Below are 15,378 nucleotides of genomic sequence, written 5' to 3'. Positions count from 1 at the left end.
TCGGTTGTTCCCTAGCGGTTGCGAGTCATTCAATCCGCGATTTCGTTACCCTTCGCCTCATTCCACAGCGCATCCATCTCCTCGAGCGACGCCTCCTGCAGGGTCCGTCCCTTCGCCGCCAGCGCCTGTTCGATATAGCCAAAACGTCGCTCGAACTTCACGTTGGTGCCGCGTAATGCGAGTTCGGGATCGGCGTCCACATGGCGCGCCAGATTGACCAGCGCGAACATCAGGTCGCCGGTCTCGGCCGCCACCTCGGCGCGGTCGCCGCGATCGAGTGCCGCTTCGATCTCGTCGGCTTCCTCGCGGATTTTCGCGAGCACCGCGCGCGGATCATTCCAGTCGAAGCCGACGCTGGAGGCTTTTGTCTGCAGCTCCATGGCCTGGCTCAATGCGGGTTGCCCGGCCTTGACGCTGGCGAGGAATGAGGAGGGCGGCGTGGCCTCAACGCCGCGCCGGGCGGCGCGTTCAGCCTTTTCCTCGGCCTTGATACGCCCCCACGTCCCCTTCACGTCCGTCGGTGCGATCTTGCCGTCCTTGTCGGCGAACACATGCGGATGCCGGCGGATCATCTTGCGGGTGATCGCCTCCACGACGTCGCCGAACGCGAATGCATTCTGCTCTTCGGCCATCCGGGCGTGGAACACCACCTGCAGCAGGAGATCGCCGAGTTCGTCGCAGAGGTCGTGGAGATCGTGCCTGACGATGGCATCGGCGACCTCATAGGCTTCCTCGATCGTATAGGGCGCGATACTCGCGAAATCCTGCTCCAGATCCCATGGGCACCCCGTCACGGGCGTGCGCAACTGGGCCATGATCTCAATCAGGCCGACGATATCGCGGGAAGGGGTCATGAGGCACCACGGTTCACAGCAGGAGCCTTTGCTATGCCGCAGGACGGCGGCGTGGCCCAGCGGAAATGCCCGGTTTTGCCTGTCTTTCACACAGGGCTGCAGAGTGCTATCTGCAGCCGATGAGCGACACTTTCCCAGATCAAACCGCGCTGGTGCTGTTCTCCGGCGGCCAGGATTCCGCAACCTGTCTGGCCTGGGCGCTGGCGCGCTTCAAGCGCGTCGAGATGCTCGGCTTCGCTTACGGCCAGCGCCACGCCATCGAACTCGACAGCCGCGACAAGCTGCTGGCGGGCGTGAAGGCCTTGAATGCTGATTGGGCCACGAAACTCGGTGACAGCCACACGCTGGACATCCCGACGCTATCAGCCATCTCCGACACCGCGCTGACGCGTGACGTCGCCATCGAGATGGGGGCCGACGGCCTGCCCAATACGTTTGTGCCCGGCCGCAATCTGGTGTTCCTGACATTCGCGGCGGCGCTGGCCTATCGACGCGGCATCACCCACATCATCGGCGGCATGTGCGAGACGGATTACTCCGGCTATCCCGATTGTCGCGACGACACCATCAAGGCGCTGCAGCAGGCGCTCAATCTCGGCATGGCCAAGAATTTCACGCTGCACACGCCGCTGATGTGGCGCGACAAGGCGGCGACCTGGGCGCTGGCGCATGAGCTCGGCGGGCAGGGCCTCGTCGACCTGATCCGCGAACACTCGCACACCTGCTATCTCGGTGAGCGCGGCGCGTTACACGACTGGGGCTATGGCTGCGGTAAGTGCCCGGCCTGCGAACTACGCGCCAAAGGCTGGCGCGCATTCGCAGCAACTGCTGCCTAGACGGACAGCGACTCGCGGACCTTGGCCGCTTCGGCAGCGCTGAGGCCTGTCAGCGGCGGACGCACGCGCAGCCAGTTGTCATTATTGTCGCGCTTCGCCAGCAGCACCTTCAGCGAGGGAAGCTGCGCATAGCTGGACACCGCATTGCGCGCCGCGACGATACGCTCCTGCGCAGTCGCAACCTCGGCCGCCTTGGCCGGATCCTTGTAACCATTGAACACCGTGGCGAGCTCGCGGCTCACGAGGTTGGAGGTCGCCGTGATGCAGCCGGCGCCGCCCATCGGCAGCAGCTTCAACATCAGGGGATCGGCGCCGACCAGTACCGAGAAACCCGGGAAGCGGTCGACGATGGCGCTCATATTGGCGAACTCGCCCGCGGAATCCTTGATACCGACCACGATCTCCGGGAAGCGCTTGCGCAACCGATCGATGACGTCGAGCGAGATCGGCACCGCCGACATCTGCGGGATGTGATAGAGCACGACGCGCAGGCGCGGATCGGCGACGCGCTCGATCACAGCCGTATAGGCATCGACGATGCCATCATCGGACACACCCTTGTAGTAGAACGGCGGCAGCATCACGACGGCCCCGACACCACTGGCGACAGCGTGCTTTGTGAGTTCAACCGTTTCCATGATCGACGCAACACCGGTGCCCGGCAGCAGCTTCGACGGCGCGATCCCGGATTTCACCACGGCTTCCAGCAGTGCCATGCGCTCGCGTGATGACAGCGAATTGGCTTCGCCTGTCGTGCCGAGCATGGCGATACCGGTGCAGCCGTCATCGAGTAGACGCTGGCAGTGGGAGGTGAACAGGCCCTGATCCACCGACAGGTCGGCGTTGAAGGGGGTGGTCGCGGCGCAGTAGACGCCGGTCGGGAAGGGAGCTGTCATCGTTGTGCTCTTTCGGGTGCGTGTTGCAGGAGTTCTTCTAACGAAGCGCTTGTTTTTTTTTCCGCAAGCAGGGAGAGGTAAATACGTTACGGCATGATCTGGCCGCCATTCACCTCGATGACCTGACCGGTGATGTAGCTGCTCATGGTCTCGTCGGCGAGGAACTGATAGGCGCCGACGCAATCCTCGGGCGTGCCGATCCGGCCCAGCGGAATGCCCTGGCGGGCGCCTTCGAGCTGCTCCGCGGTCGAATAGCGCTGATGGAACGGCGTCATGATCACGCCCGGTGCCACCGCATTCGCGCGCACGTTGAACGGAGCCAGTTCCTTCGCCAGCACACGCGTGATGGTCGAGACAAAACCCTTGGCCGAACCATAGAGGCCGGCGCCGCCGCTGCCGCCATTACGGGCTGCGACCGAGGTCGTGTTGATGATCGAGCCTGAACGCTGCGCCTCCATGATCTTCGCGGCCTTGCGGCAGGCGAAGAACACCGAGCCGATGTTGAGATCGACCACGTCGTCATACTGTTCGTCGGTGGCATTGGCGATGGAGGTGCGGCCGAACATGGCGCCGGCATTGTTGATCAGCACGTCGATGCGACCGAGTTTGGCATGGGCCTCGTCGATCACGCGCGCAGCTTCAGCGCGCTCCGACACGTCGCCGCGCACGAGGTCGGCTGTGCCACCACTCGCTCGGATATTCGCGACCACTTCCTCGGCGCCTTCCGGATTGCCGTTGTAGTGCACGATCAGCCTGGCACCGAGGGCGCCGAATTTCTTCGCCACGGCAGCGCCGATGCCGGAGCTTGCGCCGATGATCACGATAGCCTTGCCGTTCAGTCCGTTGGTCACGCCTGGTCCTTTCCGATTGAGCGAGCGTTCGACCACGATTTCAGCAGCCTGACAAGTTATCAGCATTTGTGCGATGCAGCACGACATCTGATCGGATCAAGCAATTTCACTGTTATATATCAATGCTATACGACCCTGAGAGCTTATCCGCACGACATTGACATGTTGACAAGTTTGCCGTCGCCTCTCATGGTCGCCGAAATTTTTGGGCGAGGAAGTGTTTCCATGCGACGGCGCTCCCGGGCGATCGGACTGTCACACGAAACCTCCGCCGCCATCCCTGTGAGCCGCGGTTTGACCGATCATGAAGCCGATTGATCCCTCTGAATTGCCTGAAGCGCCGCGTCCGCGCGGTGGTTCGCTCGTCGACAAGGTCTATGGCGAACTCGCGCAGCGCATCACCAATGGCGACTACGCACCGGACCAGAAGCTGCCTGGCGAGCACGAACTTTCCGACATGTTCGACGTCTCCCGCCCGGTGCTGCGCGAAGCGCTCGGCCGGTTGCGCGAAGACGGACTGATCACGTCTCGACAGGGCGCGGGCAGTTTCGTCCAGATGCGTGCGCAACAACAGCCACTCGGCTTCGCGCGGGTGGAGACCATCGCGGACATCCAGCGCTGCTTCGAATTCCGCATCACCATGGAAGCCGATGCCGCGCATTTTGCAGCGCTCCGACGCAGCGACGACAATCTCGGCAAGATGGAAGCAGCGCTCGGCCTGCTGCGCGAGGCGACGAAGAAGCGCAAGCATCGCGAAGACGCCGACTACGCTTTCCATCTCGCCGTGTCCGAGGCGACCAATAATCATTATTTCGCGACCTCGCTGAACGCCCTCAAGGACCACGTCGCTGTAGGCATGAAGCTGCACGGCCTGTCGCTGATGGGGCCGCGGCCCGGCCTTGAGCAGGTGTTCGAGGAACACAGCAGTATTTTTGAAGCGATCCGTGACCGCGATGCCGAGGCAGCGCGCACGGCCATGCGTCTCCATCTCGAAACGTCGCGCGACCGCCTGTTCGAAGGCCGGTTGCTCGACCTCTCGTTCCGGTGACGGGGAGAGTGAATTGACCGACCATACCGCATTTCTCGCAACCCTCGCCGGCATTGTCGGCGACCCCCGTCACGTCATCGGCCCCGGCGGCGATTTCGAACCCTATGTAGTGGACTGGCGCGGCCGCTATCACGGCAAGGCGTTGGCCGTCGTGAAACCCGGCTCGACGCAGGAAGTCTCCTCCATCGTCAAGGCCTGCGCGGCCGCCGGCATTGCCATCGTACCCCAGGGCGGCAACACCGGCATGTGCGGCGCGGCCACGCCGCTCGCCGACCGCACCACGATCGTGTTGCGTCTTGATCGCCTCAACAAGATCCGTAGCGTCAGCCGTCTCGGTGACTCCATCACCGTCGATGCCGGCTGCATCCTTGCCGACATCCAGAAAGCGGCCGACGATATCGACCGCCTGTTTCCGCTCAGCCTGGGAGCCGAAGGCTCCTGCCAGATCGGCGGCAATCTCTCCACCAATGCCGGTGGCACCGCGGTTCTGCGCTACGGCACCACACGCGAACTCACGCTTGGCCTCGAAGTCGTGCTGCCCGATGGCGAGATCCTCGACGGGATGACGGCCCTGCGCAAGGACTCCACAGGCTTTGACACCAAGCAGCTCTTCATCGGCGCCGAAGGCACGCTCGGCATCATCACCGGCGCGGTGCTGAAGCTGTTTCCGAAGCCACGGGCGAGGGCAGTGTCCTTCGCCAAGCTGAACAGCATCGACGCGGTGCTCGACCTGCTCGCGCAGGCACGTACCGAACTCGGTGACCGCATCGGCGCCTTCGAGGTGATGTCGCGCGGCCAGATCGAGGTGATCGCCGAGAACCTGCCGCTGGTGAACATCCCGTTCGAGCTGGATACGCCCTGGTATGTGCTGATCGAGCTTGTCGACACGCTGGTGTCAGTCGATCTGAATGCAGCGCTCGAAGCGTTGCTCAGTAATGCCTATGAGCGCGAGCTGGTCACCGATGCGCTGGTGGCCTCCAGCGAGACCCAGGCTGCGGCGTTCTGGAAGATCCGACACAGCGTGTCGGAAGGCAGCAAGAACGCCGGTTACGTCATCTCGCATGACAGCGCCGTGCCCTTGTCGCAGCAGGCGACGTTCGTCACGCAGGTGGAGAAGCGCATCGCTGCCTATCGGCCCGACGCTCGCATCGTGATGCATGGCCATATCGGCGACGGCAACATCCACATCCTCGCGATCATTCCAGGCCTCGAACAGAACCAGAAGGATCAGATTCAGGACACGATCCGCGGCATCAACACCATCGTCGATGAAGAGACCGTTGCGCTCGGCGGCAGCATCAGTGCCGAACACGGCATCGGCATTGCCAATCGCGAGCGGCTTGCACGCGTTACCAAGCCGACCGAGTTGCGGCTGCTGCGTAGCGTCAAGCAGATGCTCGATCCGAACGACATCATGAATCCCGGAAAAGTGCTGCCTGCGCAATAAGCGAGGCGGCCGCAAGCATTCATCAGAACACTCATTCGAGAAGAGGAACACGCATGAAGATCAAATCCATCCTGATGGCCGCCTGCGTCGCCTTGGGCGCCGTCGGGCAGGCGAGCGCGCAAGATGCGAAATACCCCACCAAGCCGATCACCATCGTCGTGCCCTTCGCGGCCGGTGGCACCGTGGACATCATCGCGCGCATGGTCTCGGAGAATTTGCAGAAGAAACTCGGCGCTACCGTGCTGGTCGAAAATATGGGCGGCGCCGGCGGCAATATCGGCGTCAACCGTGTCGCCAAGGCGCAGCCTGATGGCTACACGATCGGCCTCGCCAGCACATCGCCGCTGGCGATCGCGCCCTCGCTCTATGGCAGCAAGCTTCAGTTCCAGCCGGAGAAGGACCTGGTGGCCTTCGCGCAAGTGAGCATCGTGCCTAACGTGCTCGTGGTGAATCCCGATCGCATCAAGGCCCGCACGGTGCCGGAGTTGATCGAATACATGAAGGCCAATCCAGACAAAGTGACATTCGGCTCGGCCGGACCTGGCACGTCGCAGCATCTTGCCGGCGAGCTGTTCCAGCAGATGACTGGCACCAAGATGGTCCATGTACCCTATAAGGGCTCAAGCCAGATGGTCACCGACCTGATATCAGGCCAGATAGACATCGCCTTCGACAATGTCCCGTTGCTGCTGCCGCATGTGGCCGGCGGTAAGCTGGCGATGCTCGCCACGGCAACGCCGAAGCGCGCCGAGTTCGATGCGAATGTCCCGGCCGTCGCCGAATTCCTACCGGGCTTCGAGGCTGTCGCATGGCACGGCTTCATCGCGCCGGCGGCAACGCCGAAGCCGATCGTCGACAAACTCTCGGCGGAAATCCGCGAATTCATGAGCCTGCCGGAAACCAAGAAGAAGATGGCCGAACTCGGCGCGGTGGCTGTCGCCATTCCGCAGGATGAGTTCACCAAATACATCGCCAGCGAGACCTTGCGCTGGAAGGGTGTGATGGAGAAGGCCAACGTCACGATGAACTAGGCGACCGCGCAGGTGGTGACGACGTCATGTTCGTCACCACCTGCGATATCGAGCGTCCACCAAAGGACGCCGACGATCAAAATAGAAAAACACATGGAGGAATGTTCAATGAGACTTCGGTCAATCCTGATGGCTGCCTGCCTGACGCTCGGCACGCTCACGCAAGCGACGGCCCAGGACGCGAATTACCCGAGCCGCCCGATCACCAGCATCGTTCCGTTTGCCGCCGGCGGTACCGCCGATATCTTTGCGCGCATGGTGTCGGAACATCTGCAAAAGAAGATGGGCGCGACGGTCATCATCGAGAATGTCGGCGGTGCCGGCAGTATCATCGGCGTCACCCGCGTCGCGCGCGCTACGCCTGATGGCTACACGATCGGCCTTGCCAGCACCTCGGCGCTGTCGATCAATCCGACGCTGTATGGCGCAAAACTGTCCTACAATCCCGAAAAAGATCTCGTGCCGATCGCGCAGATCAGCATGGTGCCGAATGTGCTGGTGGTGAACCCGGCCAGGATCGCGGCGCGCACGGTGCCTGACCTGATCGCCTATATCAAAGCCAATCCCGACAAGGTGACATTCGGCTCGGCCGGCGTCGGCACTACGCAGCATCTTGCCGGCGAACTGTTCCAGCAGATGACCGGCACCAAGATGGTGCATGTGCCTTACAAGGGCTCGAGTCAGATGGTGACCGATCTTCTCAGCGGCCAGATCGATATCGCCTTCGACAACGTGCCGCTGCTGCTGCCGCATGCGGCGGCCGGCAAGCTCGCGATGCTGGCAACGGCCTCGCCGAAACGCGCCGAGTTCGATCCGAACCTGCCGGCGGTGTCCGAATTCCTGCCGGGTTTTGAGGCCGTCGCCTGGCACGGCTTCATGGCACCGGCCGGCACGCCGAAGGCCATCACTGACAGACTGTCGGTCTCGATCCGCGAATTCATGCAGTTGCCCGAGACGAAGAAAAAGATGTCCGAACTCGGCGCCGTCGCCGTGGCGGTCCCGCCGGATGACTTCGCCAAATACATCGCCAGCGAAACGCAGCGCTGGAAGGGCGTGATCGAGAAGGCCAACATCACGATGAACTGAGCTGTGCCGTAGGGTGGGTCAGCTTCGCTCATTCACCCTACGGCTGCGTCTCCTTCACCGATGCCAGATAGCGCGACAACCGATCCGCATCGGGCGTGTGGTGGCTATGGCGGTCGCGAAGTTCGGCCGGGGCGCTCCAGCCGGGCTCGATCCCGGACATGTCAGGCAATTCATGCGCGATGCCCTTGTGGCAATCGATACAGGTGCGCTCGCCGGTGACGAGGAACTTGGCATGGATCGCCGCCGCGCGGGGCGCCTGTTTGGTGAAATCCATTGCGATCGCCGAGTGGCAGTTGCGGCACTCCAGCGAGTCATTGGCCTTCAGGCGCGCCCATTCATGTTTGGCAAGCTCCAGACGCATGTCGAGGAACTTCTCGCGCGTCGAGATCGTGCCGAAAATCTTGCCCCACACTTCCTTCGACGCCTGCATCTTGCGCGCGATCTTGTCGGTCCAGTTATGCGGCACATGGCAATCCGGACAGGTGGCACGCACGCCGGATCGATTGGCGAAATGCGGCGTTCGCTGCAGCTCCTGATACACGTTGTCACGCATCTCATGACAGCCGGTGCAGAATTTCTCGGTATTGGTGACTTCCAGCGCCGTATTGAAACCGCCCCAGAAGATCACGCCACCGAGGAAGCCGCCCAGCGCCAGCACGCCGAGACTGATATGCGTGGCCGGTCGGCTGGCGATGCGCCAGAACCACAGAAACTTGGATATCAACCACTTCATGGCGCTCACCTGCCGGATGCCTTCATGTCGGTGAAGGTGTTCGGCACCAGCGGACGCGCATCGGTTTGCGGCACGTGGCAGGCCGTGCAGAAATAGCGTCGCGGTGTCACATCGGCGAGCATCTGGCCATCGCGATCCATGAAATGCGTAATGCTGATCATCGGCGCACCGGAGCCTTCGGTATATTCGCGGCGATGGCATTCAAGACAGCGATTGGCCCGCAGCGTGAGCTGATAGTTTTCGATCGAATGCGGAATGACCGGCGGCTGCTCCGGATAGTTCCGCATCACGCGCTTGTCGTCGGTGACGGGCCGCGGGAAGGGCGGCGCAGGAACGTCGCCCATCGGCTGCGCTGCGCCGGTGACGCGCGGCACGATCCGTGGCGTTGTCTGGACAGACTGCGCATAGATCGCACCGGACACCAGCACCATGGTGCCGGCGATGATTGCCGCGACGACCGTCTTCATCGCACTTAAACGGAAACGATCTTGACCGCGCATTTCTTGAAGTCCGCCTGTTTGGAGATCGGGTCGGTTGCATCCAGCGTGACCTTGTTGATCAGCTGGCTGGCATCGAACCACGGCACGAACACCACGCCGCGGGGCATGCGGTTACGTCCGGTCGTATCGACGCGCGTGCGGATCTCACCGCGCCGCGACATCAGCCGGATTTCGGCGCCCTGGTTCAAGCCGCGTGCTCGCGCGTCTTCGGCATGCATGAAGCAGCGCGCGCCGGGAAACGCCTTGTAGAGTTCAGGGACGCGCATGGTCATCGAACCGGAGTGCCAGTGCTCCAGCACACGGCCGGTCACCAGCCAGAGATCGAACTCAGCATCGGGCGACTCGGCCGGCGGCTCATAGGGCACCGCGATGATGCGCGCGCGTCCATCCGGGTTGCCGTAGAATTCGATCTTCTTGCCCGGCTTCACGTAGGGATCGAGACCTTCGCGGTAGCGCCACTTGGTCTCCTTGCCATTGACCACCGGCCAGCGAAGGCCGCGCACCTCGTGATAGGCGTCCCAGGGCGCAAGGTCGTGGCCATGGCCGCGGCCGAACGTGGCATATTCCTCGAACAGCCCCTTCTGCACATAGAAACCGAAGTCCTTGGACTCGTGGTTTCCATAGTCAGCGGGGATTTCGCCGACGGGAAATTTGTCGACCTCGCCGTTGCGATACAGCACATCGAACAGCGTCTTGCCCTTGTAGTTCGGATTGGCGTCGAGGAGGTCGGCGGGCCACACCTCGTCCGTCGTGAACCGCTTGGAGAACTCCATCAGCTGCCAGAGATCCGAGCGCGCCTGGCCGGGCGCATCGACCAGCTGGCGCCAGACATGGGTGCGTCGTTCGGCATTGCCGTAGGCGCCTTCCTTCTCGACCCACATCGCCGCCGGCAACACGCAATCGGCGGACATCGCCGTCACCGTCGGATAGGCATCCGATACGACGATGAAGTTGGCGGGGTTGCGATAGCCCGGATATGTCTCACCCGAACTGTTGGGCGCCGCCTGCACATTGTTGTTCACCTGAACCCAGTAGAAGTTCAGCTTGCCGTCATGCAGCATGCGGTCCTGCTCGACGGCGTGATAACCGATCTTGTCGGGCAGGAGGCCATGCGGCACGCGCCAGATTTCTTCAGCGTGCTTGCGGTGCTCCGGGTTGGTTACCACCATGTCGGCGGGGAGGCGGTGCGCGAAGGTGCCGACCTCGCGCGCCGTGCCGCAGGCCGATGGCTGGCCCGTCAGCGAGAACGGCGAGTTGCCGGGCTCGGAGATTTTGCCAGTCAGCAGATGGATGTTGTAGACGAGCTGGTTGGCCCAGACGCCGCGGACGTGCTGGTTGAAACCCATGGTCCAGAGCGACATCACCTTGCGCTTCGGATCGGCATAGAGCTCGGCGAGCTCCAGCAGAAAGCCGGGCTCGACACCGGTCAGCTTCGACACCTTCTCGAGCGAATAGTCCTTCACGAATTCGGCGTAGGCCGCGAAATCGATTGGCGTCGTCGCTGCGGCCGTGGCTGCGCCCTTGGCTTTCTTCTCCAGCGGATGTTCGGGACGCAACCCGTAGCCGATGTCCGTCGTGCCCTTCACGAACGTCGTATGGTTGTTGACGAATTCGGTGTTCACGCGACCAGTCGAGATAATGTGGTTGGCGATGAAGTTGAGAATGGCCAGATCAGTGCCCGGCTTGAACACGATCGGGATGTCGGCAAGGTCAGAGCTGCGATGCGTGAAGGTCGAGAGCACCGCGACTTTCACATGCGGATGACCAAGGCGGCGATCGGTGAGGCGCGTCCACAGGATCGGATGCATCTCGGCCATGTTCGAGCCCCACAGCACGAAGGCATCGGCGGCCTCGAAGTCATCATAGCATCCCATCGGCTCGTCCATGCCGAAGGTGCGCATGAAAGCCACGGCCGCGGACGCCATGCAATGCCGTGCATTGGGATCGAGATTGTTGGAGCGGAAACCCGCGCGCATCAGCTTGGTCGCGGCATAACCTTCGAGGATCGTCCACTGACCCGATCCGAACATGCCGATTGCAGTCGGTCCTTTTTCTTTCAGCGTCGCTTTGGCGCGCTGCGCCATGGTGTCGAATGCTTCGTCCCAGCTCACCGGCGTGAGTTCGCCGTTCTTGTCGAACACGCCGTTCTTCTTGCGGAGGAGGGGCGTGGTCAGGCGGTCGGCGCCGTACATGATCTTGGAGAGGAAGTAGCCCTTGATGCAGTTCAGGCCGCGGTTTACTTCCGCCAGCGTGTCGCCATGGGTGGCGACGACCTTGTTGTCCTTGACGCCGACCATGACGCCACAACCGGTGCCGCAGAACCGGCACGGCGCCTTCGACCATTTGATGGACAGCGACCCGACGCCGCCGGCAATCGACTGAGCGGCTGTCGGAACGTTGATGCCAGCCGCCGCTGCAGCGATGGCTGCTGCCTGAGCCTTGAGTAGATCACGCCGCGAAAGGGGCATTTCGTCGTTCTCCTAGTCGAGACGCTGTTCGAAGACCATGTTGGCCGAGAGCACGCCCGGCCATGATGAGATGTCTGCGAGCATCGCACCTAGTGAGCCGCTGCCTGGCCCTTCGAGGACCGCCACGAGTTTGGAGGCCGTGCGGTGATGTATCTCGACACCGGGAAGGTTCGACAACCGCGCAGATACCGCGTCGATATGGGCCGGAAGCACCGACACGACGGCGCTGGAGATGTGCTCATTGTCGTGCGCGGACGCGCCGGCGGTCGCGCCGGTCAACAGAGCGCGTCTGGTAAGTTTGTCTGTCATGTGAAAGTCCTAGTGAAGCAGAGGCGGGCCGGGCGGGCCGAAAATCATCTGGATCATCCAGACCAGAAAGCCGTAACCGCCGACCACGCCCACCGCGACGACGGGCCAGATGAGAACGACGATCGTGAGAAAGACGAGCAACTCCGACATGCGGCTGTTGCGTCTTTGAGCCTCTGCAGGCTGAGCAATATTCTGGTCCGTCACCATACGCTCCCCCTTCGGTTTGCGGCCATATGCCTGGAGAAGAGGCGAGATTCGCCTAGAGCGAGGGCAATATGCCTGCTGCAGCGCCCACCTTCTTTGCGCTGGATCAAACAACAAACTCTGCGGAGGATTTATTTGATATCGTTGTTCTGATCGCGATGTCGTCGTGCAGAGCCGCTCGCATCAGTATCTTTGATGACAGTTTTATTTGATTGCGACAGCTGCTCGGCGAAATCGTTCGTTCCGGAAGGCGAGCAATGGATCGTGAGATGTGCAATTCGTTTGGTCAAACGCCGCTTTTTGCGGGCCTGGACGAGGGCGCACGCGGCATCGTCATCGAAGCTGGCAGAAAGCACGTTCTGGATTGCGGTTGTTCGCTCTGGCAACAGGGCGACGTACCGGCGATAATCGCTGTGGTCATCGATGGTCAGCTCAAGAAGACAATGATCGATGCGCATGGCGCGCAGAAAACGCTGCAATTCATGCGACGCGGCGATCTCGCCGGAGCCGCATCGATGTTCGGCAATTTTTCTCGCCCGACAACCCTGCGCGCCACAGTCGCGACCGAACTGCTGTGCTGGTCCGCCGATCGCTTCAGCGGACTGATGCATGTTGTCCCGCAGCTCGCGATCAATGTCCTCGGTATCGTCGGACGGCAAACCGATCATCTGCTGCGCCGTCTTCACGAGGCGACGAGTGAGAATGCCGATCGACGTATCGCACGGATCGTTCTACGCTTGGTGCGGGAAGGAGATCCGGATGGTGAGTGCGTTCCGATCGAACTGAGGATCTCGCGCCAGGAACTGGCCGAACTCAGCGACACCACGCTGTTCACGGTCAGCCGCACCGTTTCGGCCTGGAACCGGATGCTAATCCTGAAAGCCGGTCGCGGCCGCTTGACGGTCATCGATCCCGCAAGACTCGCGGGCCTGGCGGGCGACGTGCGGGCGCACTGAGGCAATTACGCCGGGTCGAGATATGGCTCGAACGCCTCGACCGACACTTTCAGGGTCGGATCGCCATCGGGTCCCCACAGTTCGGCGCCGTCGAACACGACGGTGTAAAGCCATTGCGGATTTTCGCCTTGGTCATGCGCCGCCGTGTCGGGATAGACATGCGCGCCGTGTATCCGCTCGATCACGCCGACATGACCGCGGACATAGCGCGGCAGCCGCGTATGCGTTGTCGGATGGATGTTCTTCATCCGCACGCGATCGCCGATCGCGAATGCGGCAGGCGCCGAAGCAGGGCGCGTGAATGAACCGCGGGTCAGCACGCGCTCGACACTATCAACGGTGAAGTTGCCGCGCTTCAGCGGCTTCGGCGGCACGGATGCGTGGCCGGCCTTGATCTCGTCTGCAGCGAGGAAGCCGCGTTCGACCAGCATATCCTCAAGGCCGAGAAACCATTTCTTGTAGTAGCTGCTGGAGAGATAGACCTCCGGCGGCAGCGTCTCGCGATAGAAGCGCGAGGCATCGATGTTGAAGGCGCCTGCCGCGCCCATGGCACGCACCATGGCCAGCACGCGGGATTCCCACTCGGCATGAAACATCGGCTCGTTCGGTTCCGGCTCGACCTTGCCGAAGCCGTCCATGCCGCCCATGTCGTGGACGCCGTTCACGACGGGGCTCCCGGCGTCAGGACGAGACCGGTGCCGATCATGGAGTCGCGCGTGACCAGTTCGGCCAGTTGTTCTTCGCTCCAGCCCTCGGTGCCTGCAGGACGCATCGGCAACACCAGGAAACGCGTTTCAGCCGTCGAGTCCCAGACGCGGATTTCCGTGTCATTCGGGATTGTGAAGCCGAAGTCTGCCAGCACGCCGCGCGGATCCTTGACGGCGCGGGAGCGGTAGGGCGCGGCCTTGTACCAGACCGGGGGCAAGCCGAGCATTTCCCAAGGGTAACAGGAGCACAGCGTGCACACGACCATGTTATGGCGCTCGGGCGTGTTCTCGACCACCACGAGATGATCGCCGGTGCGGCTGACATGGCCGAGGGTGCCGACCGCCGCCGAGCCATCGGCCAGCAGCGCTTCCTTGAAGGCCGGATCGGTCCAGGCTTTCGCGACCACCAGGGCGCCGTTGTGCGGCCCGATCTTGGTCTCATAGGCCTGGATCATCGCATCCAGCGCCGCCGGATCGATATAGCCTTTCTCGATCAGGATGGTCTCGAGTGCACGGACGCGCAGCTCGGTGTCCGACAATTCGGAATGATCGTGGTCGTGGTCATGATGGTGTTCGCTCATGCCAAGCAGGATAAGCGAGGCGCGATTGTTCTGTCGAGTATTTCGGGACTCAGCTAGGTCTACAGCATGGCTGCTCCTCGTTATCGCGCGCTGACGCTGTTCGGCTTCGTTCTGGTCGCGCTGCTGGTGGCTTCGGGCCATGCGGAGGCGGCCAATGGCGCCTATGCGGTCGATGCGGCGGATATCTCGGACCTCGGCTCCTGCAAGGTCGAGAGCTGGTATTCGATGGCCACCAATAGCGACTTCGCAGCGGTGGCCAATCCGTCCTGTGTCGTTGAGATTACGCGTCCGGTCGAACTCAGCGTGCTCACCAATCACAGCCGCTCCGATGGCGAGTTCAGCACCACACTGGCGCCGAAAGCGAAGATCAATCTCGAGCCGACCGGCATCGGAAAATTCGGCGTATCGGCGCTGGCCAGCGGCACATTCGACGCCGTGACCGGCCAGAACACAGCGGTGTTCGCCGAAATTCCGGCGACCTATCGTTTTTCCGAAACCACACGCATCAATCTCAATGCCGGCTGGCTGTGGGATCGCGTGCTCGATCGCCACTACTTCACCTATGGCGTCGGCTTCGACTGGAAATTCACCGACGTGCTGCAATACACAGTGGAACTGTACGGGCAGGCGGGCCGCGCCGAATTCGCCAGCGTGATCCAGCCGCGCGTCCAGACCGGCGTGCGCTATCGGCCCAACGACATTTTCTCGGTCGATGTGATCTATGGCCGCAACATCACCGGGGAGAATTCCAACTGGATCACTTTGGGCACCACGATCCGGTTTCCGCCGCCCGGAAGCGTGAGCAAACCCGACGCGCATTTGTGATTCACATGAGGCCATCGATCGCTGTAAAACCGCGATATCGGCAAAT

The 15,378-nt window shown here is 62.1% G+C and carries 17 protein-coding genes; 7 read left to right on the top strand and 10 right to left on the bottom strand.

The genetic code is table 11. The features are described 5' to 3' along the window. Nucleotides 1–29 precede the first annotated feature (29 nt). Nucleotides 30–854: a nucleoside triphosphate pyrophosphohydrolase gene (gene mazG / locus AB8A50_RS05980; RefSeq protein ID WP_439077147.1), complete on the bottom strand. Its 825-nt coding sequence runs from the start codon at nucleotides 852–854 to the stop codon at nucleotides 30–32. Between the two features lie 119 nt (nucleotides 855–973). On the opposite strand from mazG, the gene queC reads away from it, so the two are divergent. Beyond that, a complete protein-coding gene (gene queC, locus AB8A50_RS05975) occupies nucleotides 974–1,690 on the top strand; it encodes a 7-cyano-7-deazaguanine synthase QueC (RefSeq protein WP_439077146.1) in 717 nt (238 codons plus the stop codon). On the opposite strand, the gene AB8A50_RS05970 is transcribed toward queC, so the two are convergent. Then, nucleotides 1,687–2,586, bottom strand: a complete 900-nt coding sequence (locus tag AB8A50_RS05970) for a dihydrodipicolinate synthase family protein (RefSeq protein ID WP_093758564.1) — start codon at nucleotides 2,584–2,586, stop codon at nucleotides 1,687–1,689. The two genes, queC and AB8A50_RS05970, sit on opposite strands and share 4 nt — an antisense overlap. A gap of 86 nt (nucleotides 2,587–2,672) precedes the next feature. Further along, a complete protein-coding gene (locus tag AB8A50_RS05965) occupies nucleotides 2,673–3,437 on the bottom strand; it encodes an SDR family NAD(P)-dependent oxidoreductase (protein ID WP_093759102.1) in 765 nt (254 codons plus the stop codon). 304 nt (nucleotides 3,438–3,741) lie between these two features. Here AB8A50_RS05965 and AB8A50_RS05960 point away from each other — a divergent pair, with 304 nt between their 5' ends. From AB8A50_RS05960 to AB8A50_RS05945, 4 genes are all read left to right on the top strand, one after another. Then, nucleotides 3,742–4,485, top strand: coding sequence for a FadR/GntR family transcriptional regulator (locus AB8A50_RS05960; RefSeq protein ID WP_439077145.1), 744 nt, complete (start codon nucleotides 3,742–3,744; stop codon nucleotides 4,483–4,485). A 13-nt stretch (nucleotides 4,486–4,498) separates the two neighbouring features. Continuing rightward, nucleotides 4,499–5,932 (top strand): FAD-binding oxidoreductase, encoded by a 1,434-nt coding sequence (locus tag AB8A50_RS05955; protein WP_439077144.1) that lies wholly within the window; start codon nucleotides 4,499–4,501, stop codon nucleotides 5,930–5,932. Between the two features lie 53 nt (nucleotides 5,933–5,985). Further along, a complete protein-coding gene (locus tag AB8A50_RS05950; RefSeq protein ID WP_439077143.1) occupies nucleotides 5,986–6,963 on the top strand; it encodes a Bug family tripartite tricarboxylate transporter substrate binding protein in 978 nt (325 codons plus the stop codon). 108 nt (nucleotides 6,964–7,071) lie between these two features. Further along, nucleotides 7,072–8,049, top strand: a complete 978-nt coding sequence (locus tag AB8A50_RS05945) for a Bug family tripartite tricarboxylate transporter substrate binding protein (RefSeq protein WP_439077142.1) — start codon at nucleotides 7,072–7,074, stop codon at nucleotides 8,047–8,049. A gap of 37 nt (nucleotides 8,050–8,086) precedes the next feature. On the opposite strand, the gene AB8A50_RS05940 is transcribed toward AB8A50_RS05945, so the two are convergent. From AB8A50_RS05940 to AB8A50_RS05920, 5 genes are read right to left on the bottom strand one after another with little or no spacing between them, the layout of a single operon-like run. Next, complete coding sequence (locus AB8A50_RS05940; RefSeq protein WP_089264317.1) at nucleotides 8,087–8,782, bottom strand: NapC/NirT family cytochrome c; 696 nt, start codon at nucleotides 8,780–8,782, stop codon at nucleotides 8,087–8,089. Between the two features lie 5 nt (nucleotides 8,783–8,787). Then, entirely contained in the window at nucleotides 8,788–9,282 is a 495-nt protein-coding gene (locus tag AB8A50_RS05935) for a nitrate reductase cytochrome c-type subunit (RefSeq protein WP_439077141.1), read from the bottom strand. Beyond that, the gene (gene napA / locus AB8A50_RS05930) at nucleotides 9,255–11,750 is read right to left on the bottom strand and encodes a periplasmic nitrate reductase subunit alpha (protein ID WP_439077140.1); all 2,496 of its coding nucleotides are present in this window, start codon (nucleotides 11,748–11,750) and stop codon (nucleotides 9,255–9,257) included. The genes AB8A50_RS05935 and napA overlap by 28 nt, the downstream gene beginning before the upstream one ends. A 12-nt stretch (nucleotides 11,751–11,762) precedes the next feature. Next, on the bottom strand, nucleotides 11,763–12,059 hold the full coding sequence (locus tag AB8A50_RS05925) for a chaperone NapD (protein WP_184516572.1): 297 nt from the start codon (nucleotides 12,057–12,059) through the stop codon (nucleotides 11,763–11,765). 9 nt (nucleotides 12,060–12,068) lie between these two features. After that, entirely contained in the window at nucleotides 12,069–12,266 is a 198-nt protein-coding gene (locus AB8A50_RS05920; protein ID WP_184516569.1) for a nitrate reductase, read from the bottom strand. A gap of 254 nt (nucleotides 12,267–12,520) precedes the next feature. On the opposite strand from AB8A50_RS05920, the gene AB8A50_RS05915 reads away from it, so the two are divergent. Then, nucleotides 12,521–13,219 (top strand): Crp/Fnr family transcriptional regulator, encoded by a 699-nt coding sequence (locus AB8A50_RS05915; RefSeq protein ID WP_089264322.1) that lies wholly within the window; start codon nucleotides 12,521–12,523, stop codon nucleotides 13,217–13,219. Nucleotides 13,220–13,224: 5 nt separating this feature from the next. Here AB8A50_RS05915 and nthB read toward each other — a convergent pair whose 3' ends face one another. Together nthB and nthA are read right to left on the bottom strand one after the other, a co-directional pair. Beyond that, the gene (nthB, locus tag AB8A50_RS05910; RefSeq protein ID WP_089264323.1) at nucleotides 13,225–13,884 is read right to left on the bottom strand and encodes a nitrile hydratase subunit beta; all 660 of its coding nucleotides are present in this window, start codon (nucleotides 13,882–13,884) and stop codon (nucleotides 13,225–13,227) included. After that, nucleotides 13,881–14,507, bottom strand: a complete 627-nt coding sequence (gene nthA / locus AB8A50_RS05905; protein WP_439077139.1) for a nitrile hydratase subunit alpha — start codon at nucleotides 14,505–14,507, stop codon at nucleotides 13,881–13,883. The genes nthB and nthA overlap by 4 nt, the downstream gene beginning before the upstream one ends. Before the next feature lie 66 nt (nucleotides 14,508–14,573). Here nthA and AB8A50_RS05900 point away from each other — a divergent pair, with 66 nt between their 5' ends. After that, entirely contained in the window at nucleotides 14,574–15,332 is a 759-nt protein-coding gene (locus AB8A50_RS05900; protein WP_439071728.1) for a hypothetical protein, read from the top strand. The last annotated feature ends 46 nt before the right edge of the window (nucleotides 15,333–15,378 follow it).

The organism is Tardiphaga sp. 841_E9_N1_2 (assembly GCF_051811065.1).
GTDB classification, from domain to species: Bacteria; Pseudomonadota; Alphaproteobacteria; order Rhizobiales; family Xanthobacteraceae; genus Tardiphaga; species Tardiphaga robiniae.
This window is presented reverse-complemented; position numbering and strand designations above follow the sequence as displayed.